Annotated in this window: 19 protein-coding genes and 1 pseudogene; 13 read left to right on the top strand and 7 right to left on the bottom strand. The window is 72.3% G+C overall.

The window, feature by feature from the left end; translation table 11 throughout:
• Window positions 1–65 precede the first annotated feature (65 nt).
• The 7 genes from AC07AG_RS38050 (at window position 66) to AC07AG_RS38020 (ending at window position 9,044) form a co-directional block, all read left to right on the top strand.
• Complete coding sequence (locus AC07AG_RS38050) at window positions 66–623, top strand: hypothetical protein (protein WP_478761243.1); 558 nt, start codon at window positions 66–68, stop codon at window positions 621–623.
• 141 nt (window positions 624–764) lie between these two features.
• A complete protein-coding gene (gene mutA / locus AC07AG_RS38045) occupies window positions 765–2,615 on the top strand; it encodes a methylmalonyl-CoA mutase small subunit (protein ID WP_478761242.1) in 1,851 nt (616 codons plus the stop codon).
• A complete protein-coding gene (gene scpA, locus AC07AG_RS38040; RefSeq protein WP_478761241.1) occupies window positions 2,615–4,831 on the top strand; it encodes a methylmalonyl-CoA mutase in 2,217 nt (738 codons plus the stop codon). Before mutA ends, scpA begins: the two co-directional genes overlap by 1 nt.
• Window positions 4,832–4,833: 2 nt before the next feature.
• Entirely contained in the window at window positions 4,834–5,859 is a 1,026-nt protein-coding gene (gene meaB, locus AC07AG_RS38035) for a methylmalonyl Co-A mutase-associated GTPase MeaB (RefSeq protein ID WP_478761239.1), read from the top strand.
• 150 nt (window positions 5,860–6,009) lie between these two features.
• Entirely contained in the window at window positions 6,010–7,311 is a 1,302-nt protein-coding gene (locus AC07AG_RS38030; RefSeq protein WP_478761238.1) for an alpha/beta hydrolase family protein, read from the top strand.
• A 120-nt stretch (window positions 7,312–7,431) separates the two neighbouring features.
• Window positions 7,432–8,511, top strand: coding sequence for an enoyl-CoA hydratase/isomerase family protein (locus AC07AG_RS38025; RefSeq protein WP_478761237.1), 1,080 nt, complete (start codon window positions 7,432–7,434; stop codon window positions 8,509–8,511).
• Window positions 8,502–9,044 (top strand): GNAT family N-acetyltransferase, encoded by a 543-nt coding sequence (locus AC07AG_RS38020; RefSeq protein WP_478761235.1) that lies wholly within the window; start codon window positions 8,502–8,504, stop codon window positions 9,042–9,044. Before AC07AG_RS38025 ends, AC07AG_RS38020 begins: the two co-directional genes overlap by 10 nt.
• Here the strand turns inward: AC07AG_RS38020 and AC07AG_RS38015 are convergent.
• From AC07AG_RS38015 to AC07AG_RS38005, 3 genes are all read right to left on the bottom strand, one after another.
• Window positions 9,022–9,492, bottom strand: coding sequence for a hypothetical protein (locus AC07AG_RS38015; RefSeq protein ID WP_478761234.1), 471 nt, complete (start codon window positions 9,490–9,492; stop codon window positions 9,022–9,024). The two genes, AC07AG_RS38020 and AC07AG_RS38015, sit on opposite strands and share 23 nt — an antisense overlap.
• 86 nt (window positions 9,493–9,578) lie before the next feature.
• Entirely contained in the window at window positions 9,579–10,316 is a 738-nt protein-coding gene (locus tag AC07AG_RS38010) for an ABC transporter permease (RefSeq protein ID WP_478761233.1), read from the bottom strand.
• 2 nt (window positions 10,317–10,318) lie between these two features.
• Entirely contained in the window at window positions 10,319–11,251 is a 933-nt protein-coding gene (locus tag AC07AG_RS38005) for an ATP-binding cassette domain-containing protein (RefSeq protein ID WP_478761232.1), read from the bottom strand.
• Window positions 11,252–11,359: 108 nt separating this feature from the next.
• Here AC07AG_RS38005 and AC07AG_RS38000 point away from each other — a divergent pair, with 108 nt between their 5' ends.
• From AC07AG_RS38000 to AC07AG_RS37990, 3 genes are all read left to right on the top strand, one after another.
• Complete coding sequence (locus AC07AG_RS38000; RefSeq protein WP_478761231.1) at window positions 11,360–12,577, top strand: sensor histidine kinase; 1,218 nt, start codon at window positions 11,360–11,362, stop codon at window positions 12,575–12,577.
• A gap of 14 nt (window positions 12,578–12,591) precedes the next feature.
• A complete protein-coding gene (locus AC07AG_RS37995) occupies window positions 12,592–13,254 on the top strand; it encodes a response regulator transcription factor (protein ID WP_478761229.1) in 663 nt (220 codons plus the stop codon).
• A 106-nt stretch (window positions 13,255–13,360) separates the two neighbouring features.
• Entirely contained in the window at window positions 13,361–14,518 is a 1,158-nt protein-coding gene (locus AC07AG_RS37990) for an ROK family transcriptional regulator (RefSeq protein WP_478761227.1), read from the top strand.
• A 21-nt stretch (window positions 14,519–14,539) separates the two neighbouring features.
• Here the strand turns inward: AC07AG_RS37990 and AC07AG_RS37985 are convergent, their stop codons facing one another.
• Window positions 14,540–15,301 (bottom strand): GntR family transcriptional regulator, encoded by a 762-nt coding sequence (locus AC07AG_RS37985; protein WP_478761225.1) that lies wholly within the window; start codon window positions 15,299–15,301, stop codon window positions 14,540–14,542.
• A 267-nt stretch (window positions 15,302–15,568) separates the two neighbouring features.
• Window positions 15,569–16,462 (bottom strand): RNA polymerase sigma factor SigJ, encoded by an 894-nt coding sequence (gene sigJ / locus AC07AG_RS37980; protein ID WP_478761223.1) that lies wholly within the window; start codon window positions 16,460–16,462, stop codon window positions 15,569–15,571.
• 182 nt (window positions 16,463–16,644) lie between these two features.
• Here sigJ and AC07AG_RS37975 point away from each other — a divergent pair, with 182 nt between their 5' ends.
• The gene (locus AC07AG_RS37975; protein ID WP_478761473.1) at window positions 16,645–17,490 is read left to right on the top strand and encodes an alpha/beta fold hydrolase; all 846 of its coding nucleotides are present in this window, start codon (window positions 16,645–16,647) and stop codon (window positions 17,488–17,490) included.
• A 456-nt stretch (window positions 17,491–17,946) separates the two neighbouring features.
• On the opposite strand, the pseudogene AC07AG_RS37970 reads toward AC07AG_RS37975, so the two are convergent.
• Window positions 17,947–18,351 (bottom strand): annotated as a pseudogene (locus AC07AG_RS37970) (EamA family transporter); the annotation flags it as partial.
• A gap of 153 nt (window positions 18,352–18,504) precedes the next feature.
• Between AC07AG_RS37970 and pdxR the strand changes: the two are divergent.
• Complete coding sequence (gene pdxR / locus AC07AG_RS37965; protein WP_478761222.1) at window positions 18,505–19,932, top strand: MocR-like pyridoxine biosynthesis transcription factor PdxR; 1,428 nt, start codon at window positions 18,505–18,507, stop codon at window positions 19,930–19,932.
• Between the two features lie 60 nt (window positions 19,933–19,992).
• Here pdxR and AC07AG_RS37960 read toward each other — a convergent pair whose 3' ends face one another.
• Window positions 19,993–20,403: a VOC family protein gene (locus AC07AG_RS37960; protein ID WP_478761220.1), complete on the bottom strand. Its 411-nt coding sequence runs from the start codon at window positions 20,401–20,403 to the stop codon at window positions 19,993–19,995.
• 336 nt (window positions 20,404–20,739) lie between these two features.
• Between AC07AG_RS37960 and AC07AG_RS37955 the strand changes: the two genes are divergently transcribed.
• A complete protein-coding gene (locus tag AC07AG_RS37955; RefSeq protein ID WP_478761218.1) occupies window positions 20,740–22,323 on the top strand; it encodes an alkaline phosphatase D family protein in 1,584 nt (527 codons plus the stop codon).
• The last annotated feature ends 121 nt before the right edge of the window (window positions 22,324–22,444 follow it).

Genomic DNA, 22,444 nt, shown 5'->3' with positions numbered 1-22,444 from the left:
CAGTGGTGCGTCAAGGGTCGCGCGCGGCGGGGCGGCTCCCGGCGGGACGCCCCTAGCGTCGCCTCATGGCCCGACGTACGACGCGCCCCGCACGGCGCACCCCCGGCGCTCCCCCGGAGCGTGTCCCCTGGTCGCACGACAGCACCTGGGCCGGTGACGCCCGCTCGGCAGCCGCCTGTTCCCTCCTGCTCCTCGGGCTGCTGCTCGCGCTCGACGCGGCGGTCGGCAGGCTCACCGTCTGGCGTGCGCTGCTCTGGCTGGGTCTTGGCGTGCTCCTGTTCGCCGTCCTGACGCCGCCGCGCGTGGCGGCGCGGGACAGGATCCTGTTCTCGCGCGGCCCGTTCCGTGTCCGGTCGGTGCGCCTTGATCATCTCGTCGCGGTGCGCCGGTCCGACGGCATCTCACCCCGGCTGACGCTGCGGGACGAGGCCGGTGGCGAGGTCGTGCTCGACCCCGAGGTGCTCGTCGTCAATCCAGGGCTCTGGGAGGCCGTGTCCAGGGGTGCTCGAACATCGGCCGAAGGAGGCTCGCTCCTGTGCGGGGCGACCGCGCTGCGCCGGCTCTCGGAACGTATCGACCGCGATACGGCCGAGGGGGTCTTCAGGGCCTCTGGCCTGGAGTGACTCCGGAGCGGACACGGAAGGGCCCGGACCCCGCCCCGCCGTAGCCGCCCGCTCGTTCGAGATCAAGAGCGTCCGGAAGAGGCCAAGGTCACAGCCCTACACGGCACCGGGTGCCAGGGGTTCCGCCCTAGCATCATGCCCATGACGGTCCTGCCTGACGACGGGCTTTCCCTGGCCGCCGAGTTCCCTGATGCGACCCATGAGCAGTGGCAGCGCCTGGTGGAAGGCGTGCTGCGCAAATCGGGTAAGGACGTATCGGGGTCGGCCGCCGAGGAAGCGCTGTCCACCGCACTCGAGGACGGGCTCAGCACCCGCCCCCTGTACACCGCCCGCGAAGCCGCGCCCGACGCCGGCTACCCGGGCTTCGCCCCCTTTGTCAGGGGCGGCACCGCCGCAGGCAGTGCCGCGGCCGGCTGGGACGTACGGCAGCGGCATACGACCGCGGATCCCGCGGGGACGAACGAGACCGTGCTCGCGGACCTGGAGAACGGTGTCACCTCGTTGTGGCTCGGCGTCGGCCCCGGCGCGCTCCCGGTGTCCGGCATCGAGCGCGCCCTTGACGGCGTCTTCCTCGACCTGGCGCCGGTCGCCCTGGACGCGGGCAGCGAAGTCCGGCCCGCGGCACGCGAGTTGTTCCGTCTCTACGAAGAGCGGGGCATCCCGAAGGACACCGCGCGCGGCACCCTCGGCGCGGACCCCCTCGGCCACGAGGCACGCACCGGCGAGCGGCTCGACCCGGCCGACGCCATCGAACTGGCCCGGCAGTGCGGGCAGGAGTACCCCAACCTCCGCGCGCTGACCGTCGACGCCCTGCCGTACCACGAGGCCGGCGGCTCGGCCGGGCAGGAGCTCGGCGCCTCGCTCGCCACGGCGGTCGCCTATCTGCGCGAGCTGACCGGGGCCGGGCTCACGGTCGAAGCGGCCTGCGCCCAGCTGGAGTTCCGGTACGCGGCCACCGCCGATCAGTTCCTGACCATCGCCAAGCTGCGGGCGGCGCGGCGGCTGTGGGCCCGCGTGGCCGAGGTCTGCGGCGCTCCGGACGCGGGTGCGCAGTACCAGCACGCCGTGACCTCGCCCGTGATGATGTCGCGCCGCGACCCGTGGGTGAACATGCTGCGGACGACGGTGGCCTGCCTCGGCGCGGGCGTCGGCGGCGCCGACTCCGTGACCGTCCTGCCCTTCGACCACTCGCTGGGCCTGCCGGACGCATTCGCGCGCCGCATCGCCCGCAACACCTCGACGATCCTGCTCGAGGAGTCGCACCTCGCCCGCGTCATCGACCCGGCGGGCGGCTCCTGGTACGTGGAGCGTCTCACCGACGAACTCGCCCACGCGGGCTGGGAGTTCTTCCAGGAGATCGAGCGCGCGGGCGGCCAGGCCGCGGCCCTGCGCTCCGGCCTGATCGGTGAGCGCACCGCCGCCACCTGGGCCAAGCGCAGCGAGAAGCTGGCCAAGCGGCGTGAACCGATCACCGGCGTCAGCGAGTTCCCGAATCTGACGGAGCGTACGGTCGAGCGCGAGGCCCCGCCGGCCGAGGCGTCGGGCGGCCTGCCGCGCGTCCGCCGCGACGAGGCGTACGAGATCCTGCGCTCCCGCTCGGACGCCCACCTCGCATCGGCGGGGGCCCGCCCCCGGGTGTTCCTCGCCGCGATCGGACCCGCCGCGGCGCACACCGCGCGGGCCTCCTTCGCCGCGAACCTCTTCCAGGCGGGCGGCATCGAAGCCGTCCACGACCCGGTGTCGGTGGACGCGACGACGGCAGCCGATGCGTTCAAGGCGAGCGGTGCCACGGTGGCGTGCCTCTGCTCCAGCGACGCGCTCTACGAGGAGCAGGCCGAAGCGGTCGCCGAAGCGCTCAAGTCGGCAGGCGCGCAGCGGGTGTTCCTCGCCGGACGGCCCGCCGATGTCGCCGCCGTCGACGCGTACGTCTTCGCCGGCTGCGACGCCGTGTCCGTGCTCTCCTCCACCCTCGACCACATGGGAGTGGCGTAATGGCGATCCCCGACTTCTCCGGCGTCGGCCTGACGCCGGACGCCTCCCCCGAGGTCTCCCAGGAGCAGGTCTCCAAGGACCAGTGGCGCAGCGCCGTCAAGGAGTCCACCGGCAAGGCGGACGACGACCTCCTGTGGGAGACCCCGGAGGGCATCGCGGTCAAGCCGCTGTACACCGGCGCCGACCTGGAGGGCCTCGACTTCCTGGAGACGTATCCGGGCGTGGCGCCGTACCTGCGCGGCCCCTACCCCACGATGTACGTCAACCAGCCCTGGACGATCAGGCAGTACGCGGGCTTCTCCACCGCCGAGGAGTCCAACGCCTTCTACCGCCGCAACCTCGCGGCAGGCCAGAAGGGCCTCTCGGTCGCCTTCGACCTGCCGACCCACCGCGGCTACGACAGCGACCACCCGCGCGTGACGGGTGACGTCGGCATGGCGGGCGTCGCGATCGACTCGATCTACGACATGCGCCAGCTCTTCGACGGCATCCCGCTGGACAAGATGACGGTGTCGATGACGATGAACGGCGCGGTGCTCCCCGTGCTCGCCCTCTACATCGTGGCCGCCGAGGAACAGGGCGTGGCTCCCGAGAAGCTGGCCGGGACCATCCAGAACGACATCCTCAAAGAGTTCATGGTCCGCAACACCTACATCTATCCGCCCAAGCCCTCGATGCGGATCATCTCCGACATCTTCGCGTACACCTCGCAGAAGATGCCGCGCTACAACTCCATCTCGATCTCCGGCTACCACATCCAAGAGGCGGGCGCGACGGCCGACTTGGAGCTGGCGTACACCCTCGCCGACGGCGTGGAGTATCTGCGGGCCGGTCAGGAAGCGGGCCTGGACGTCGACGCGTTCGCGCCGCGGCTCTCCTTCTTCTGGGCCATCGGCATGAACTTCTTCATGGAGGTCGCCAAGCTCCGCGCGGCGCGCCTGCTGTGGGCGAAGCTGGTCAAGCAGTTCGACCCGAAGAACGCCAAGTCGCTCTCGCTGCGCACCCATTCGCAGACCTCGGGCTGGTCGCTCACCGCGCAGGACGTGTTCAACAACGTCACGCGTACGTGCGTCGAGGCGATGGCGGCGACGCAGGGTCACACCCAGTCGCTGCACACGAACGCCCTCGACGAGGCGCTGGCCCTGCCGACCGACTTCTCCGCGCGCATCGCCCGCAACACCCAGCTGCTCATCCAGCAGGAGTCGGGCACGACGCGCACGATCGACCCGTGGGGCGGCAGCGCGTACGTCGAGAAGCTGACGCACGACCTGGCGCGCCGCGCCTGGCAGCACATCGAGGAGGTCGAGGCGGCGGGCGGCATGGCGCAGGCCATCGACGCGGGCATCCCGAAGCTGCGCGTCGAGGAAGCGGCGGCCCGTACGCAGGCGCGGATCGACTCCGGGCGCCAGCCCGTCATCGGCGTCAACAAGTACCGCGTGGAGACCGACGAGCAGATCGACGTCCGTGCGGTCGACAACTCCTCCGTCCGCAACCAGCAGATCGCCAAGCTGAAGCGCCTGCGCGAGGAGCGCGACGAGGCGGCCTGCCAGGACGCGCTGCGGGCCCTGACGGCGGCGGCCGAGCGGGACCCCGGTCCCGGCCTGGAGGGCAACCTCCTCGCGCTCGCGGTCGACGCGGCGCGCGCGAAGGCGACCGTGGGCGAGATCTCCGACGCACTGGAGGCCTCGTACGGGCGGCACGCGGGGCAGATCCGTACGATCTCCGGTGTGTACCGCACCGAAGCAGGATCGTCCCCGTCCGTGGAACGCACCCGCACGCTCGTCGGGACCTTCGAGGAGTCCGAGGGGCGCCGTCCGCGCATCCTGGTCGCCAAGATGGGCCAGGACGGCCACGACCGCGGCCAGAAGGTCATCGCCACCGCCTTCGCCGACCTCGGCTTCGACGTGGACGTCGGCCCGCTCTTCCAGACGCCCGCGGAGGTCGCGCGCCAGGCGGTCGAGGCGGACGTGCACATCGTCGGCGTCTCGTCGCTCGCGGCCGGGCACCTCACGCTCGTACCGGCGCTGCGTGCGGAGCTCGCCGCGGAGGGCCGCGAGGACATCATGATCGTGGTGGGCGGCGTGATCCCGCCGCAGGACGTGCCGACGCTCCTCGAGATGGGCGCCGCGGCCGTCTTCCCGCCCGGAACGGTGATCCCGGACGCCGCGTACGACCTGGTGAAGCGGCTGGCGGCCGACCTCGGCCACGAGCTGTGAGCATGGCGGCGCCACGGATCGACATCGACGCGTACGTCAAGGGCGTGCTCGACGGGAAGCGGGCGCAGATCGCGCGCGCGATCACGCTCGTCGAGTCGACCCGGCCCCAACACCGGGCCCTGGCGCAGGAGTTGCTGACCCAGCTGCTTCCGCACAGCGGGCGCGCGCGGCGGATCGGGATCAGCGGGGTGCCCGGCGTGGGCAAGTCGACGTTCATCGACGCGCTCGGCACGATGCTGACGGGGCTCGGGCACCGGGTCGCGGTTCTCGCCGTCGACCCGTCGTCGACCCGCACGGGCGGCTCGATCCTCGGCGACAAGACGAGGATGGAACGCCTCGCGGTGGACCCGTCCGCGTTCGTGCGCCCCTCCCCGACCGCCGGGACGCTCGGCGGTGTCGCGAAGGCGACGCGCGAGTCGATCGTGGTGATGGAGGCGGCGGGCTACGACGTGGTGCTCGTGGAGACGGTGGGCGTGGGCCAGTCGGAGACGGCGGTCGCGAACATGGTCGACTCGTTCCTGCTGCTGAGTCTGGCCCGCACCGGCGACCAGCTGCAGGGCATCAAGAAGGGCGTACTCGAACTGGCGGACGTCCTCGCCATCAACAAGGCGGACGGCCCGCACGAACGCGACGCGCGCTCGGCGGCACGTGAACTCGCGGGCGCCCTGCGCCTGATGCACCCGGCGGACGCCGCGTGGACCCCGCCGGTGCTCAGCTGCAGCGCACGGGAGTCCAGCGGCCTCGACGAGGTCTGGGACCGCCTGGAGCAGCACCGCACGCTCCTGGACTCCACGGGCCGCCTGGCCGCCAAGCGACGCGATCAGCAGGTCGACTGGACGTGGACGATGGTGCGGGACGAGCTGCTGGACCGGCTGCGGGGGAACGGGGCCGTGCGGGAGCTGGCCCCCGACCTTGAACAGCGGGTGCGGGAGGGCACGTTGACGGCCACGTTGGCGGCCGAGCGGATTCTGGAGGCCTTTCAGGGTCACGGTCAGGGTCAGGGGAACGGGAGTTCCGGGGGCGGCTAGACCGGTGGGCGGCCGGTGCGCCGAAGGCGGATCCGCCGGGCAGGGGTGGCGGTGCGCCGGGTCGGCGCTCGAAACCCCTTACGAAAGTAGCGGGTTGCCGCACACCTTCGTCGGTGCCGGACGTCTTCCGCGGTTCATACGCTCCAGTACATGAACCGAATCCGCACACGGCGCAGCGCCGTCACCGCCCTGCTTGCCATCTCCCTCCTCACCCCGACCGCCGCGGCCTGCGCCGATGCCGACGGCTCGTCGCCGGCGGGGCAACCCGCCCCGTCGGCGCCTCCGGAGGCCGCGCTCTCCCTTCCACGTCTTTCCGGTTCCTACGCGATCGGACGGGACACCCTCCACCTCGTGGACGAGAAGCGCAGAGACCCGTGGGTGCCCTCGGCGGGGCCCCGAGAGCTGATGGTCTCCGTCTTCTACCCGGCGCGGCCCGGCGACGGCGACGCCGACCGAGACGGTGGCCGTGCTCCGTACCTGGCGGCCGGTGAGGCAAAACTGCTCCTGAAGGGGCTGAAGCTGGACAAGAGGATCGACGCCGATCAGCTGACCTCCGTCCGCACGAACGCCCGCTCCGCCGCCCGCCCCGCCCGGGGCAAGCACCCTCTCGTCGTCCTGTCCCCGGGGTTCACCCTGCACCGCGCCACCCTCAGCACCCTCGCGGAGAAGCTGGCCTCCCACGGCTACGTCGTCGCCGTCGTCGACCACGCATACGAGTCCTACGGAACGGAGTTCCCGGACGCGAAGGACTCCCCGGACTCCCCGGACTCCCCGGACTCCTCGGACTCCCCGGACTCCTCGCGGATGCGCACCTGCATCGCGTGCGAGAAGGTCGAGCAGGCGCCGGGCGGAGACGCCGGGGAGAAGAAGATGCTGGCCAAGGCCGCACGGACCCGGGCAGCTGACATCTCGTACGTCGTCGACGCGTTGACCGGCCGGTCCCGCCCCGACGGCGGGCGACACCCCGACTACGCGGCGCTCGTCGACACCCGGCGGATCGGGGCCGCCGGACACTCGCTCGGCGGAAACGCGGCGGCCGTGGCCACCGGGACGGACCGCCGGATCCGTGCCGCCGCCAACCTGGACGGCTCGTTCTTCGCTCCTGTCCCGGACGCGGGCACCAGCCGTCCCGTCCTCATGCTCGGCACCCGCAAGGATCACAACCCCCTTGCCGAGGACGCCACCTGGCCACGCCAGTGGCACGCCCTGCACGGCTGGAAGCGCTGGCTCACCGTCGCGGACTCCGGGCACCTCACCTTCACCGACATGCCCGTCCTGGGCGCCCAGCTCGACATGACCGACCCGTCGGCGCCCCTCTCCGGCGAGCGCTCGGGGCAGATCACCACCGCCTACGTCACGGCCTTCTTCGACAAGCACCTCGACAAGCGGCACCGCCCCTTGCTGAACGGCCCCTCACCGGCCAACCCGGAGGTCACCTTCCACTCGCCCTGACGAGACCGGACGGCCCCCGCCGCCGCTCGCCGGGCCCACGACGTAGATTCGATCTGTGCGGGCACGTCCCTCGCGTGCCCGCCGAGCGAATCATCCGCCGTCGAAGGAGCCACTCGCCCCATGCCCACCGCTGACTCCGACGAAGCTCCCGTTCTCCTGCGTGTCCAAGGCCGCGCGGGGCACATCACGCTCAATCGCCCCCGTGCCATCAACGCGCTCAATCACGAGATGGTCCGCCTGATGGACGGCGCCCTCACCGGCTGGGAGCAGGACGACGCCGTCGCCACCGTGGTCCTCACCGGCGCCGGAGCCCGCGGGCTCTGTGCCGGGGGTGACATCCGCTCCATCCACGACGACATCCGGGCGGGCGGCGGCGCCGCGTCCGTGGCCTTCTGGCGTGACGAGTACCGGCTCAACGCCCGCATCGCCCGCTTCCCGAAGCCGTACGTCGCCGTCATGGACGGCATCGTGATGGGCGGTGGTGTCGGCGTCTCGGCGCACGGCAGCGTCCGGATCGTCACCGAGCGCTCCCGGATCGCCATGCCGGAGACCGGGATCGGCTTCGTGCCGGACGTCGGCGGTACGTACCTCCTGACGCGGACGCCCGGCGAGCTGGGCACTCACCTCGCGCTGACCGGCTCGGCGGTGGGCGCGGGCGACGCGCTGCTGTGCGGCCTCGCCGACCACTACGTGCCCTCGGAGCGGCTGGCGGAGTTCACCGCGGCGCTGGCCGACACCGAGGTGGGCGACGCGGTCACGCGGTATGCCGTCGCCCCGCCCGAGGGTGAACTCGCCGCCCACCGCGAGTGGATCGACGCCTGCTACGCGGCCGACTCCGTGGAGGAGATCGTCGACCGCCTTTACAACTCCGGTGACCAGGCCGCGAAGGAGACGGCCGAGACCATCCTCGGCAAGTCGCCGACCTCCCTGAAGGTCACCCTCGCCGCCCTGCGCCGGGCCCGCGCCCTCGCCTCCCTTGAGCAGGTGCTCGACCAGGAGTACCGCGTATCGGCCACCGCTGTCACCGCGCCGGACATGGTGGAGGGCATCCGCGCCCAGGTCGTCGACAAGGACCGCACCCCGCGCTGGTCCCCCGCCGGGCTCACGGAGGTGACCGACGCGGAGGTGGCCCGTCACTTCGCGCGGCGCGACGGCGACGAGCTCGGCCTCGCCCCCGGGGCGGCCCCGCCATGCCCCTGATCCTGACGCCCCGGCTCGTCCTGCGGCGCTGGCGCGAGTCGGACATCGCCCCCATGACGACCATCAACGCGGATCCCGATGTGATGCGGTGGATCGGCGACGGCTCCGTCCACGACGAGGAGCAGACGCGGTCCACCATGGCGAGGTGGGAGCACGAGTGGGAGACCGAGGGCTTCGGGCTCTTCGCGGTGGAGGTGCGCGCCACCGGTGAACTCGCCGGGTTCACCGGTCTGTCCGTGCCGCACTATCTTCCCGAGGTGCTGCCCGCGGTGGAGATCGGCTGGCGGCTCGGGCGCTCCTTCTGGGGGCAGGGCCTGGCCACCGAGGCGGCGCGGGCCGCTCTCGACTTCGGCTTCGCCGACCGCGGTCTGGAGCGGGTCGTCAGCATCGCCCAGGTGGGCAACGACGCATCGGAGCGGATCATGAACAAGCTCGGCATGCGCGTGGAGCGAGCCACCCTCGACCCCTACTGCGGCCGTGCCATCCGCGTCCACGCCCTGAACGCGCCCGCTACGGCGGATCGATCTCCGTGACGACGGCGAGCAGTTGGAACGGCAGCTCCTTGTCCCACTGGGAGACGCCGAGTGCGATCCACCGCCCCTCGACCCGCCACAGGTGGAGGTCCGGGACCGAGGAGCTCAGCGAGCCCCACGGCTCCGGTATGTCCTCGCTCTCACGGCTTTCGCCCTCTTCGTCCCAGCCCTCGCCCTGCGCCCGCTCGAAGAGGCTCGCCAGGCTGAACATCTGGGGCGCTCCCCAGCGCTCGGCCAGCAGGACCGTCAGGCCGTCGCGCTCGGCCTCGTACTGATCGGCGGTCGCCTCCCACAGCGTGCCGTCGTCCTCCCAGAAGTCGCCACTCGTCAGTAACTCGGCGATGTGATACCCCGGACCGCCGGTGCCGCTCGGCGACCTGCCGTGCTCGGCGGGGAACTCCCGTGAGCGCAGCAGGTCGATCGCGGCGAGATGCTGTGCGGTACTCATGGCACCCAGTAAAGCGGCCGCCACTGACAACTGGCCCGCCGTCAGGCCGCCGACGTCACCATCCGGACACGTGCCCCGCGCGCGCCTCAGGCGTCGCGCCTGCGCACCGCCCACCAGCCCGCGAGCAGTGCGGCGGCCGCCCACGCCGCCGAGACGGCAAGTCCCGCCCAGGGGCCGAGGGTTCCCGTCGGGTTCTCGTGGAGCACCTGCTGTCCCGCCTGGTCCGGCAGGAAGTCCGCGACGCCGCTCGCGACGTCCCCGACCACGAAGGACACGATGAGCGTGAACGGGATGAGGATGCTCAGGACGGCGACACCGCTGCGCAGCAGCGTGGTCAGCCCCGCGGCGAGCAGCGCCATGAGCGCGAGGTAGATGCCACCGCCGACGCAGGCCCGCAGGGCGCCGTCATGGCCGAGGCCGATGGCGTACTCCCCCATGAAGGCCTGACCGGACAGGAAGCCCACGAAGCTGGTGAGGAGCCCCACGCCGAGGGCCAGGGCGCCCACCACGGCGACCTTGGCCCCGTAGAAGAGCCCTCTGCGCGGCACCGCGGAGAGCGAGACCCGCAGGGCGCCGTTCAAGTACTCGGACGACATCGCCGTCGTACCGAAGGCGATGGCGGCGATCTGGCCGAAGTTGAGTGCGTAGAAGGCGCCGAAGAGGGGCTCGAAGTCGGCGTTGTCCGCCTCCGCCGTGCCGACCGCGGCGAACGCGAGCACGGTGATGGCGACGGTGGCCACGAAGACGGCGATCAGCGAACCGAGGCTGGCGCGCACCGACTTGATCTTGATCCACTCCGAACGGAGCACAGCGGTCGTCGACATGGTCAGGCCTCCTGGCGGGACGTCGGGGTGGCGGCGGCGAACTCGGTGTCGTCGGCCGTGAGGGCGAGGTAGGCCTGCTCCAGGGAGGCCTGCTCGTCGGAGAGTTCGAGGAGAGGGATGCCGTGACCGGCCGCGATGGACCCGATCTCCTCCGCCTTCGCGCCGTCCACGGTCCAGCGGCCGGCGTCCCCCGCGGTCATCGCGTACCCCTTGTCCGTCAGGAGGCCCCGCAGCCGCTCGCCCTCCGGGGTGCGCAGCCTCACCCGCGGGCTGCTGTGCGCCGCGATGAAGTCCGGCATCGAGGTGTCCGCGAGGAGCTTGCCCCGGCCGAGGACCACGAGGTGGTCGGCGAACGTGGCCGTCTCGTTCATGAGGTGGCTGGACACGAGGACCGTCCGGCCCTCACGGGCGAGGCGCCGCATCAGTTCGCGGATCCAGATGATGCCTTCGGGGTCGAGGCCGTTGGACGGCTCGTCCAGCATGACGATGCGCGGGTCGCCGAGCAGCGCCGCGGCGATGCCCAGGCGCTGGCGCATGCCGAGGGAGAACGTCTTGATCCGGCGCCCCGCCACGCTGGCGAGTCCGGCCTCTTCGAGGACCTCGTCCACGCGCCGCGCGGGAATGCGGTTGCTGACGGCGAGGGCGAGGAGGTGGTGGCGGGCGGTACGCGATCCGTGCGCGGCCTGGGCGTCGAGCAGGGCTCCCACGTGGCGCAGGGGTTCGTCGATGGCCGCGTAGGAGCGGCCGCCCACCATCGCGGTGCCCGAGGTGGGCCGGTCGAGGCCGAGCACGAGGCGCATGGTGGTGGACTTGCCGGCGCCGTTGGGGCCGAGGAACCCGGTGACCTTCCCCGGGCGGACGGTGAAGGTCAGTCCGTCCACCGCGCGGGTGGTGCGGTACTCCTTGGTGAGGTCTTGGACGTCGATGCTGGTCATGGGCCAAGCCTCGCGGCCCCGGGCGGGACGGGTCTTCCCCCGCCCGGGGAGTGCGTCTCCCCCTCACGGGGGAGCCGTGCGGCGCGGCCGGGCTGGCACGATGACGTGATGCCCCGCTTCCTCAGCCCGCTCACGCAGGCGGTCACCTACACGCGCTGGCTGCACCTGCTCATCGGCTCGGCCATCGCTTTCATGGGCGCGTTCGTCACGCCGGGGCTCAGCAGTCCCTCGGTCGGCGAATGGGTGCAGATCGCGCTCCAGCCGATCCCCCTGGTGGTGTCGGCCTCTCTGCTGCTGGCGTCCCTGCGCGGTGCGGAGGGCCTCCAGGCCCGGCTGATGCTGTTCCCGGGGCAGCACGCGCGCGTGCCGGGAGGTGACGAGGATCCCGGCATCTCCGTCGCGCCCTCCGCGTCGTGGCGCGACCGGGGCAGGACCGCGCTGTGGGCCGTGCTGCGCCTGGAGGCCGGCTGCGCGGCGGTCTTCGTCACCGTGCAGCTCCTCGGGTCCGCGCTGGCCCTGATCGGCACGACGTCCGAGCCCGGCGACGCGTCCGGTCTGCTGATTCCGCTGCCGGGCCAGAGCCCGCTGAACGCGCTGCTCGTGCCGGTCCCGGTCGCGGTGCTCCTGGCGGTGATGGTGGTCTCGGGCCGGCTGATGACGGGGGCCGCCCGGCAGCTGCTCGGCCCCTCACCCAAGGAGCGCCTCGCCGCCCTGGAGGAGCGCACCGAGCAGCTCCTCGAACGCAACCGCATCGCGCGGGAGCTGCACGACTCCATCGGGCACGCACTGACCGTCGCGGTCGTCCAGGCGGGCGCCGCGCGGGCCGCCGCGGACCCGGAGTTCACCGACCGCGCGCTGGACGCCATCGAGGAGACGGGCAGGGCCGCCCTCGAAGACCTGGAGCGTGTCCTGCGGGTGCTCCGCGAGGACGAGCGGCCCGCGAGCCGGCGGCCCACGCTCGCCGACGCGGACCGTCTCCTGGAGTCCGCGCGCGCGTCGGGGGCGGAGGTCGACACCGAGGTGACGGGCCCCCTGGAGAGCGTCCCTGGACCGGTGTCCCGCGAGGGCTACCGCATGCTCCAGGAGTCGCTCACCAATGTGCTGCGCCACTCCGGTCCGGTCCCGGTGCGGGTGCGGATCGCCGTCGGCGACGGCGTGCTCGGCATGGAGGTACTCAACACGCTGCCGCAGGGGCGACCGCCGACCGGCCGGGGCGGCAGCGGCCTGCGCGGCATCCGCGAACGGGCCACGCTCCTGGGCGGCCGGGCCACCACGGGCCCCCGCGAGGGCGAATGGCAGGTGCACGTCGAGCTGCCCCTGAGGTGATCTAGGCTGACCGGATGCCGGTCACTGTCCTGCTCGTCGACGACGAACCCCTCGTACGCGCCGGTCTGCGCGCCGTCCTGGAGGCGCAGCCCGACATCGAGGTGGTCGGCGAGGCGGCCGACGGCGCCGCGGTGATTCCGCTCGTGCGCCAACTGCGGCCGGACGTGGTCGCCATGGACGTGCGGATGCCGCTCCTCGACGGCATCGAGGCCACGCGCGCGGTCCTGCGCACGGTGCAGGACCCGCCGAAGATCCTCGTGGTGACGACCTTCGAGAACGACGAGTACGTGTACGAGGCGCTGCGCGCGGGTGCCGACGGTTTCCTGCTCAAGCGCGCCCGTCCCGCGGAGATCGTGAACGCCGTCCGTCTGGTCGCCGAGGGCGAGTCGCTGCTGTTCCCCGCCGCCGTGCGGCAGCTGGCGGGCGAGTACGGGCAGCGCACCGGAAACGCGCAGGCCAGGGCCGCCTTGGAGCGGGCGGCGCTCACCGAGCGCGAGGCGGACGTACTGCGTCTGATGACGCGCGGCCTGTCGAACGCGGAGATCGCCGCGGAGCTGATCGTCGGCGCCGAGACCGTCAAGTCCCATGTGAGTTCCGTGCTCGCGAAGCTGGGTGCCCGCGACCGGACGCAGGCGGTCATCGCCGCGTACGAATCCGGTTTCGTCGCGCCCGGGTGAGCACTCCTGATCGGCACTCTGCGTCACAGGTGGGCCCGGCACTCGCAGCGCTCGGCCCCGGCGAGTACGATCCGCCCATCATGCGCACGAGCTGGGAGGACGGACGTTGGGGCGGCTGACCGGCGGGGATCCCTCTCTGCTGCGGCGGATCAACTCCGCGGTGGTGCTGCACGCGCTGCGTGGGGCGGACTTCGCGACACTCACCGAGGTCACCCGGGTGACCGGACTCTCCCGACCCACGGTCGAAGGCGTGGTCGAGGGGCTCATCGATGCCGGGCTCGTGGTGGAGACCGCCGCCGAGGAAGGCGCGGCCAGACGCCAGGGACGGCCCGCCCGGAGGTTCCGCTTCCGGGCCGAGGCGGGGCATCTGCTCGGCCTGGAGATCGGCCCGCACCGGGTGGCCGCGGTCCTCTCGGACCTGGACGGCCGGGTGCTCGGCACGGCGGCCAAGGACGTGGACGAGACGGCCCCGGCGGACGAGCGCATCGAGCGCCTGCGCACCGTGGTGGCCGATCTGCTGCGCCGTGGCGGGATCGCCCGCAGCTCGCTGCGCGCGGTGGGCGTCGGCAGCCCCGGCATCGTGGAGGCGGACGGCACGGTCCGGCTCGGCACGGCGCTGCCCGAGTGGACGGGACTCCCGCTGGGCGAGCGGCTTCGCCGCTCCTTCAAGTGCCCGGTCCTGGTGGAGAACGACGCGAACACGGCGGCCGTGGCAGAGCACTGGAAGGGCGCCGCGACCGAGGTGGACGACATGGTGTTCGTCCTCGCGGGCCTCAGCCCGGGGGCCGGGGCACTGATCGGCGGGCGACTGCACCGCGGGTACGGCGGCGCCGCCGGCGAGATCGGCGCCCTGCATCTGCTGGGCCGTGACGTGACCCCGGAGACGCTCCTGTCGACCACGGACGAGCCCCTGCACCCGCTCGACGAGCAGGCGGTGGCGGAGGTGTTCGCCCACGCGCGCGAGGGCGACGAGCGGGCGCGGCAGGCCGTCGAGCGGTTCATCCGGCGCCTGGTGCACGACGTGGCTGCGCTGGTGCTCGCCCTGGACCCCGAACTGGTCGTCGTGGGCGGCTGGGCGGCCGGTCTGGACGGCGTACTGGAGCCGCTGCGCCGGGAGTTGGCCCGCTACTGCCTGCGGCCGCCCCGGGTGGCCCTTTCGGTGCTCGGCGAGGCGGCTGTGGCTACGGGCGCGCTGCGTCTTGCCCTCGACCATGTCGAGGAGCAGCTGTTCGCGGTCGAGGGGACGGTCACGGCGCGGCGCTGAGGCGCCGCGCCGACCGGCGCGTCAGGAAGCCCGGCGCTCCGGGCCGTGGTGGATCTCGACGCCGCCCGCGTCACCGAACGTGAGGCGGCAGGTGTCCGCGCGGTACGTCGCCACGGATACCGCGGCGGTGCGTCCCTCGGCGAAGAAGCGGGTCGTCACGACGAGGACCGGGGCCCCGGGAAGCCGGTCGAGCGCCTTGGCGTCGTCCGCGCGGGCGGAGCCGAGCTCGACGGCGCGGTCCTGTCCTTCGAGGCCGAGCCGGTGCAGTTCGCGCAGCACGCCACGCGCGCGTGACGGTCCGGTCGGGGCGTCTATGGCGGAGAGCTCCGGGACGGACGACGTCGACACGTACAGCAGCTCGGCGGCCACGGGCTGGCCGTGCGAGACGCGCGTGCGACGCACCACGTGCACCTGCTCGTCGGGCTCGGTCTCCAGCATGCGGGCCACCTCGGCGGGCGGGACCGCCGGTGCGCAGTCAGCAGGCTGCCAGGCGTCGCCGACCTCGCCCGGCCACGTGCCCTGTGCGGATCCGACGGCCACACCCATCCGCGGCGGGGCGACGGTCGTGCCGACCCCGCGGCGGCGCTGCAGCCTGCCTTCCAGCTCCAGCTGCTCCAGTGCCTGGCGGAGCGTGGCGCGGGCCACGCCGAACCGGGCCGCGAGATCACGCTCGTTGGGCAGGATCTCGCCGACGGCGAACTCTGAGTCGAGTGCCTCGCTGAGCACGGTCTTGAGGTGCCAGTACTTCGGCTCCGGTGCCGTTTCCAGCTGCGTGGTCCCCACCCTGTCCTCCGCAATCGCCGTGTGCCGGCGGCTTTTTAGCGCCCTTGTTTATTAAAGGTTCCTGCACTATCTCTGCGACGATAGAGCGGCACCCACCCTTGGTCAAGACCAATCCTCGATCCGTTACAGCCCGCACAGGGACGATGCCACAGAGCATTCACGCGGTGTTGGTGTCGGGTCACGCGCGCGTAGCGAACAAGACAAAACCCCCGCCCTGCGTGGACGGGGGTCTGCCGGCCGATGGCCGGGGGGCTGTCTGGGAGCCCTCTAGGAGGAGAACCCGGCCAGCTTGTCCGGGTTGCGGATGATGTAGACGCTGGCGATCTGCCCGTCGACGACGTCCAGTTGGAAGACGGAGTCCGGTTTGCCGTCCACCAGGAGAAGCACGGAGTCCGCGCCGTTGAGCTCCAGGAACCGGACCTCCAGTTCCGCCCCCTCCCGCAGGCCCGAGCGGGCCACGCCGTCGAGGAAGCGGCCCACCTTGTCGGCCGTCTCGATGACGCGCAGCGGCGCCTTGGCCTTTCCGCCGCTGTCGCCGACCAGGCGTACGTCCGGCGCGAGCAGGGACATCAGCCCTTCCAGGTCGCCGCCGGCCGCCGCGGCGAGGAACCGCTCGGTCACGTTCCGGCGTTCGTCCGGATCCACCTCATAGCGCGGCCTTCCCTCGTCGACGTGCTTGCGGGCCCGCGCGGCGAGCTGCCGCACGGCGGGCTCCGCGCGGTCCAGCGTGAGGGCGATCTCCGAGAACGGGAACCCGAAGGCCTCCCGCAGTACGAACACCGCGCGCTCCAGGGGCGAAAGGGACTCCAGGACGACCAGGACGGCGAAGGACACGGAGTCGGCGAGCACGGCCCGCTCGGCGGTGTCGGGGACGGTCGGTCCGTAGTCGGTGACCAGTGGTTCGGGCAGCCAGGGGCCCACGTAGTACTCGCGTCGCGACTGCACGTGGCGCAGCCGGTCGATGGCGAGCCGCGTGGTGACGCGCACCAAGTAGGCACGCGGTTCGCGCACATGCGCGTGGTCGGCCGCCGACCAGCGCAGCCAGGCCTCCTGCACGACGTCCTCGGCGTCGGCCACCCTGCCGAGCATCCGGTAGGCCACGCCCATCAGGACGGGCCGGTGCTCTTCGAAAACGTCGATCACGGTGTCGGTTGCTGCCACCTCTCCATCCCAGCCGACGGGCCACCGGCTGTCCAGGCGATACAAGTGCGGCGCGCCCCACATCCGCCCGGCGACCGTTGCCCCCACCCTCTTGAACTGGGGGCTACTGAGCGGTAATTGTTGCTGACAAGGTGTCTAAGGTGTCTGAGGACCGTCGCCAGGCGGCGGGGACTGGAGCAGCAATGGCCGCAGAGGTGTCCTTCAGCGTCGATTCCCCCGGCGGCCCGCGGACGCTGTCCGTCGCCTACGAACGCGTGGGCGAGGGTGAGCCGCTGCTCCTGCTGCACGGCATCGGCCACCACCGCCAGGCGTGGGACCCGGTGTTCGGCATTCTGGCCGCCGAGTACGACGTGATCGCCGTGGACCTGCCCGGCTTCGGGGAGTCCCCCGCGCTCCCCGAAGGGCTGCCCTACGACATAGCGACCGTGGTGTCCGTGCTCGGCGGGCTGTGCGAGGCGCTGGAGATCGAGCGTCCGCACGTGGCGGGCAACTCGCTGGGCGGTCTGCTCGCCCTGGAGCTCGGCCGGGAGAAGCTCGTGCGCTCGGTCACCGCGCTGTCCCCCGCCGGCTTCTGGACGCCCGGCGAGCGGCGGTACGCGTTCAACACCCTGCTCGCGATGCGGCACGGGGCGCGGCTGCTCCCGCTGCCGCTGATCGAGCGGCTCTCGCGGACGGTGGCCGGGCGGGCGGCACTCACCAGCTCCATCTACGCCCATCCGGGGCGCCGTTCACCCGAGGCCGTCGTCGCCGAGACGCTCGCGCTGCGCCACGCCGAGGGGTTCGAGCAGACCCTCGCCGCCGGGCGCGATGTGTTCTTCAGCGACGACGTGCCCGGTCTCTCGGTCACCGTCGCGTGGGGCACGCGCGACCGGATCCTGCTGCGCCGCCAGGGCATCCGCGCCAAGCACGCCGTGCCCGAAGCCCGCCTGGTGCGCCTTCCCGGCTGCGGGCACGTCCCGATGAACGACGATCCGGCGCTCGTCTCGCGCGTCGTCCTCGACACCTGCCGCCGCGTGCCGTCGGCGTAGCACCCCGGAGCCCAGGGCCACCCCGGCACCGACGAGCGCGCTGCCCACGGCCTGCGGGACGCCGTAGGCGCCGGTGCCGGCCAGGGGCGCGGTGAAGGCCGCCGCGACGGGGATCAGACCGGAGAAGAGGGTGGCACGCTCGGCGCCGATGCGCTGGATGCCCGAGTACCAGCAGACGAAACCGATGACGGTGACGATCGCCGCCTGCCACAGCAGGGCCGCCGCCTCGGTGGTGCCGGGCACCCGCAGCCACCGGCCGCCGTCGGCCGCGACGCCGATGACGGCGGACTCGGCGGCGGCGATCCCGCACACCGTGGCGGAGAGCAGCTTCGGGCCGAGCGGCCGCAGCACGGGGACGGCAAGCACCGCGAAGCCGACCTCGCCCGCGAGCGCGCCCACGGAGAAGAGGATGCCGGACGCATCCGTACGGCCCCACCCCTGCACGGTGAAGGCGCCTGCGGCCACGATCAACGCCCCGTACATGACGGCCCGTTGCGGCTGCCGCCCCTCAAGGAGCGGCACGATGACGGCCACGACGACCGGGGCGCAGCCTACGAAGACGCCCGGTACGGCAGGTTCCGCCGTGCGTTCGGCGGCGAGGATCGCCAGGTTGAAGCCGACCATGCCGACGGCGGCGAGGAGCGCGAGGCGCCCCCACTGGCGCCGCGTCAGACGGCGGAGCGGCGCGGTGCCGCCCCGCCCGAGCAGCGGCAGGAGCAACAGGCAGGCCAGGCCGTAGCGCAGGAACTGGCCGCCCGCGTACGGATAGTCGCCCAGGAGGCTGTTGGCGGTGAAGGAGCCGCCTACGAGGAGGCAGGCGAGGGCCGCGAGCAGGGACCCGCGTGTGAGGTTCGCGTTCATGTCCCTGACGCTAGGAAGAGAAGCGGACCGGTTTAAGGTCCACTTCCGGGGCTGGTTCGGGGACCACTTCGGGGAATCACTTCCTCCCTTCTCTCCTCTGGACTCCCTTCTCTCCTCTGGACTCCCTTCTCTCCTCTGGAGGCGCATCCGCCCATGACATCGAGACCGACCCTCGCCGGGACAGCCGCCTGGGAGCTGCTTCTCCCCGCCGCGTCGGCCCCCGCCCGCAGCCGTGGCCGCAGCCTCAGGTCGGCGCTGCGCGACGCGGTCAGATCGGGGCGGCTCGCACCGGGCACGCGGCTCCCGTCCAGCCGTGAGCTCGCCGCCGATCTGGGGGTGTCACGGGGGCTTGTCACCGAGGCGTACGAGCAGTTGACGGCCGAGGGCTATCTGCGCAGCGACCGTGGCGCGGGGACCTGGGTGGGCGGCGCCGCGCGCACGGCCGCGCGAGGAGCACGCGATCTGGCGCCACGTCCCGTCCACGCGCGCGTGGACTTCATCGCGGGCACCCCTGACCTCTCCCTCTTCCCGCGCGCCGCGTGGGCGGCCGCTCACCGCGGCGTCCTGGCCGAACTGCCCCACGACGCTCTCGGCTACCCGGATCCACGGGGGCTTCCCCGGCTGCGTACGGCCCTGGCCGAACTGCTCGTACGCCGCCGTGGCGTGGTCGCGGACCCCGAATCGGTCGTCGTGTGCTCCGGAGTGGCGCAGGCCATGGCGCTGGTCGGATTCGTGCTCCACGCGCGCGGGGTGCGCACCGTGGGCGTCGAGGATCCCGGAAGCCCTCAGCACGGCGAGCTGTTCGCGTCGGCGGACGTCGCCACGGTACCGGTACCCGTCGACGACGAAGGCGTCGTCACCGGGACGCTGAGGGAGCGGGGTCTGCGCGCGGTCGTCACCACGCCCGCCCATCAGTTCCCCCTGGGCATCGGCTACTCGGCACGGCGGCGCACCGAACTCCTCGACTGGGCGCGGTCCGTGGACGGCCTGGTCGTCGAGGACGACTACGACGGGGACTTCCGCTACGACCGCGCCCCGGTGGGCGCGCTGCAAGGCCTCGACCCTGAGCACGTCGCGTACACGGGCTCGGTCAGCAAGTCGCTCGCTCCGGGGCTGCGCCTCGGCTGGCTGCTCGTACCGGAGTCGATGACCGACGAGGTCGTCGCGCGCAAGCGCATGATGGACCTGGGCAATCCCGCGCTCGACCAGGCGCTGCTCGCGCGCTTCGTCGAACGCGGGGACTACGACCGCCAGTTGCGCCGCTGCCAGCGCGCCTACCGGGAGCGCAGGGACGTGCTCGTCGCGGCGCTCGACGAGCACTTTCCCGGCACGGAGGTGACCGGCATCGCCGCCGGTCTGCACGTCATCGCCCGGCTGCCCGGACGCTGGGGGCCGCAGGAGGCCTTCCTGCGGCGGGCCTCGGCGGCCGGGGTCGCGGTCAGGCCGCTGAGCGACTACGCCGACGGCCACGGCCCGGTGGGCGGCTCCGGAGTGAGCCTTGTCCTCGGCTACGCCCACCTGGCGCCCGCCAGGATCGCCGAGGGAGTGCGGCTGCTCGCCGATGCCGGCCGGACGGCCTGATCAGGAGCCCGACGGCCTGATCAGGAGCCGGGCAGCCTGATCAGGAGCCGGGCAGCCTGATCAGGAGTTGGACCACGCGCGCGTGCAGAGCACCAGGCGGTAGCCGTCCGGGTCCTCGACGGTGACGCCCCACTCGTTCCAGTACGGGTTGGGCGAGTGGACGCGCGTGCCGCCGTGCGCTTCGAGGCGCGCCACCAGCTCGTCCGGGACGGGCTCGTCGAGGTAGATGACGAGCAGGTCCTCCTCCGTGGGGCGGGGCAGGACGGGCTCGTCCGCATCGTGCACGAGTTCCAGGTGCCAGGAGGCGTCGGGCCACCCGGCCATGAGCAGGTCGTGCTCGCCGGGAGCGGCGCCGCCCGCCGAGCGCCATACGACGTCCAGGCCGAGGCCGGTCACCCAGAAGCGCTCGGCCGCCGCGAGGTCGCGGGACGGGCGGGCGATGCGGATGTGGCTCTGACCGTTGACCGGCATGGGACTCCCCCTTCGCGCGCGGCGCGCTCGGGCGCGCACCGCTGCCGCCGAGCCTAGACAGCGAACGATCTTCGGGCATCGGCCGTCCGGCCTCGGTCGCGCGACGGGGGCCCCTGCGACCCGGGACCTGCGACCGGGTACCTGCGACCGGGTACCTGCGTCTGGAGATCCGGCCGCCGGCCGCCGCCTCGGGCGACGACGTGGGCGACATAGCGTTCGCACACTGGTTCCCTTGTGCCCATGGGCGGTTGTTCACTTGTGGTTTGTGTGTGCGCCGCCGCGCACCACTAGTTGTGGCCCTGCACACTGGTCCGACCTGTCACTGGAGGCGCATTCATGTCACACCCTCAGCCGAGCCCGTCCCCTCGCCGCCGCAGTGTGCTCCGCGGCTCGCTCGCCGTTCCGGCGGCGCTGGCCGTGCCGTCCCTGGCCGGGGCCGCTCCCGCGTTCGCCCTGGCGGGACGTCCGCGGGCCGAGTGGGGTGTGCAGGCCGGTGACGTGACCGCGCACGCGGGTCTGGTGTGGGTGCGTTCCGACCGTCCGGCCCGCATGATCGTGGAGACGTCCGCCACCGAGTCGTTCCGCAACCCCACCCGGTGGAAGGGCCCGGTGCTCGGCCCGGACACCGACTTCACGGGGACGACACGGCTGCGCGGCCTTCCCGCGGGCGAGCAGATCCACTACCGCGTCATCCTGGCCGACCCGGACGACCCCAGACGCACCGGAGAGCCGGTCACCGGCACGTTCCGTACGACACCGAAGGGGCGCAAGGACGGAGTGCGCTTCCTGTGGTCGGGCGACATCGCGGGCCAGGGGTGGGGCATCAACCCGGACCGCGGGGGATGGCGCGTCTTCGACGAGATGCGCCGCAGGGACCCGGACTTCTTCCTGTGCAGCGGCGACAACATCTACGCCGACGGTCCGATCCTGCCCAGCGTCACCCTGCCCGACGGCAGGGTGTGGCGGAACGTGACCACGGAGGAGAAGTCGAAGGTCGCCGAGTCGCTGGCGGAGTTCCGCGGCGCCTTCCGCTACAACCTGCTCGACGAGAACCTGCGGCGCTTCAACGCGCAGGTGCCCTCCATCGTCCAGTGGGACGACCACGAGGTGAAGAACAACTGGTACCCGGGGCAGATCCTGACCGACGCCCGCTACACGGAGAAGAACGTGGACGTCCTCGCGGGGCGGTCCCTGCGGGCGTTCAGCGAGTACTTCCCCGTCTCGACGCTCCCGCCGGGCGACGAGGACGGCCGTGTGTACCGCGTGCTGCGGCACGGACCGCTCCTCGACGTGTTCGTCCTGGACATGCGCTCCTACCGCAACGCCAACTCGCCCGGCCGACAGCCCGACGACACCACCGGCATCCTGGGCGCCCGGCAACTGCAGTGGCTCAAGCGCGAGTTGTCGCGCTCGCGCGCCACCTGGAAGGTCATCGCCTCCGACATGCCGCTCGGCCTCGTCGTGCCGGACGGCTCGGCGAACTTCGAGGCCGTCGCGCAGGGCGATCCCGGCGCACCGCTCGGCCGCGAGCTGCAGATCGCCGAGCTGCTGCGGCACATCAAGCACCGCAAGGTCACCGGAACGGTGTGGCTGACCGCCGACGTGCACTACACGTCCGCGCAGCACTACGACCCCTCGCGCGCGGCGTTCAAGGACTTCGCGCCGTTCTGGGAGTTCGTCTCGGGTCCGCTCGCGGCGGGCGGTTTCCAGGCGCTCAAGCTCGACGGGACGTTCGGCGCCGAGCAGAAGTTCATCAAGGCCCCGGACCGCGCCAACACCTCACCGGCCGAGACCCCGCAGTACTTCGGCGAGATCGACATCGACGGCGACAGTGGCGAGCTGACCGTGCGGCTGCGGCAGGAGGGCGGCGGGGTGCTGTTCACCAAGGTGCTGCAGCCGGGCCGGGTGGGACAGCAGTGATTTCGCCCCCGAACGCACACCAAGAGGTCGCGCCCGCACACCAAGAGCGAGCAAAGAGGAATTAAACGGGCAGAAGGCCTCTTAACTCGTCAGTCACAAAACGTTCGTGATCACGCAACAC

The sequence above is a fragment of the Streptomyces sp. NPDC044044 genome, assembly GCF_056434405.1.
Note: the sequence above shows the minus strand (reverse complement) of the source record. Positions and strands in the feature narration are given on the sequence as shown.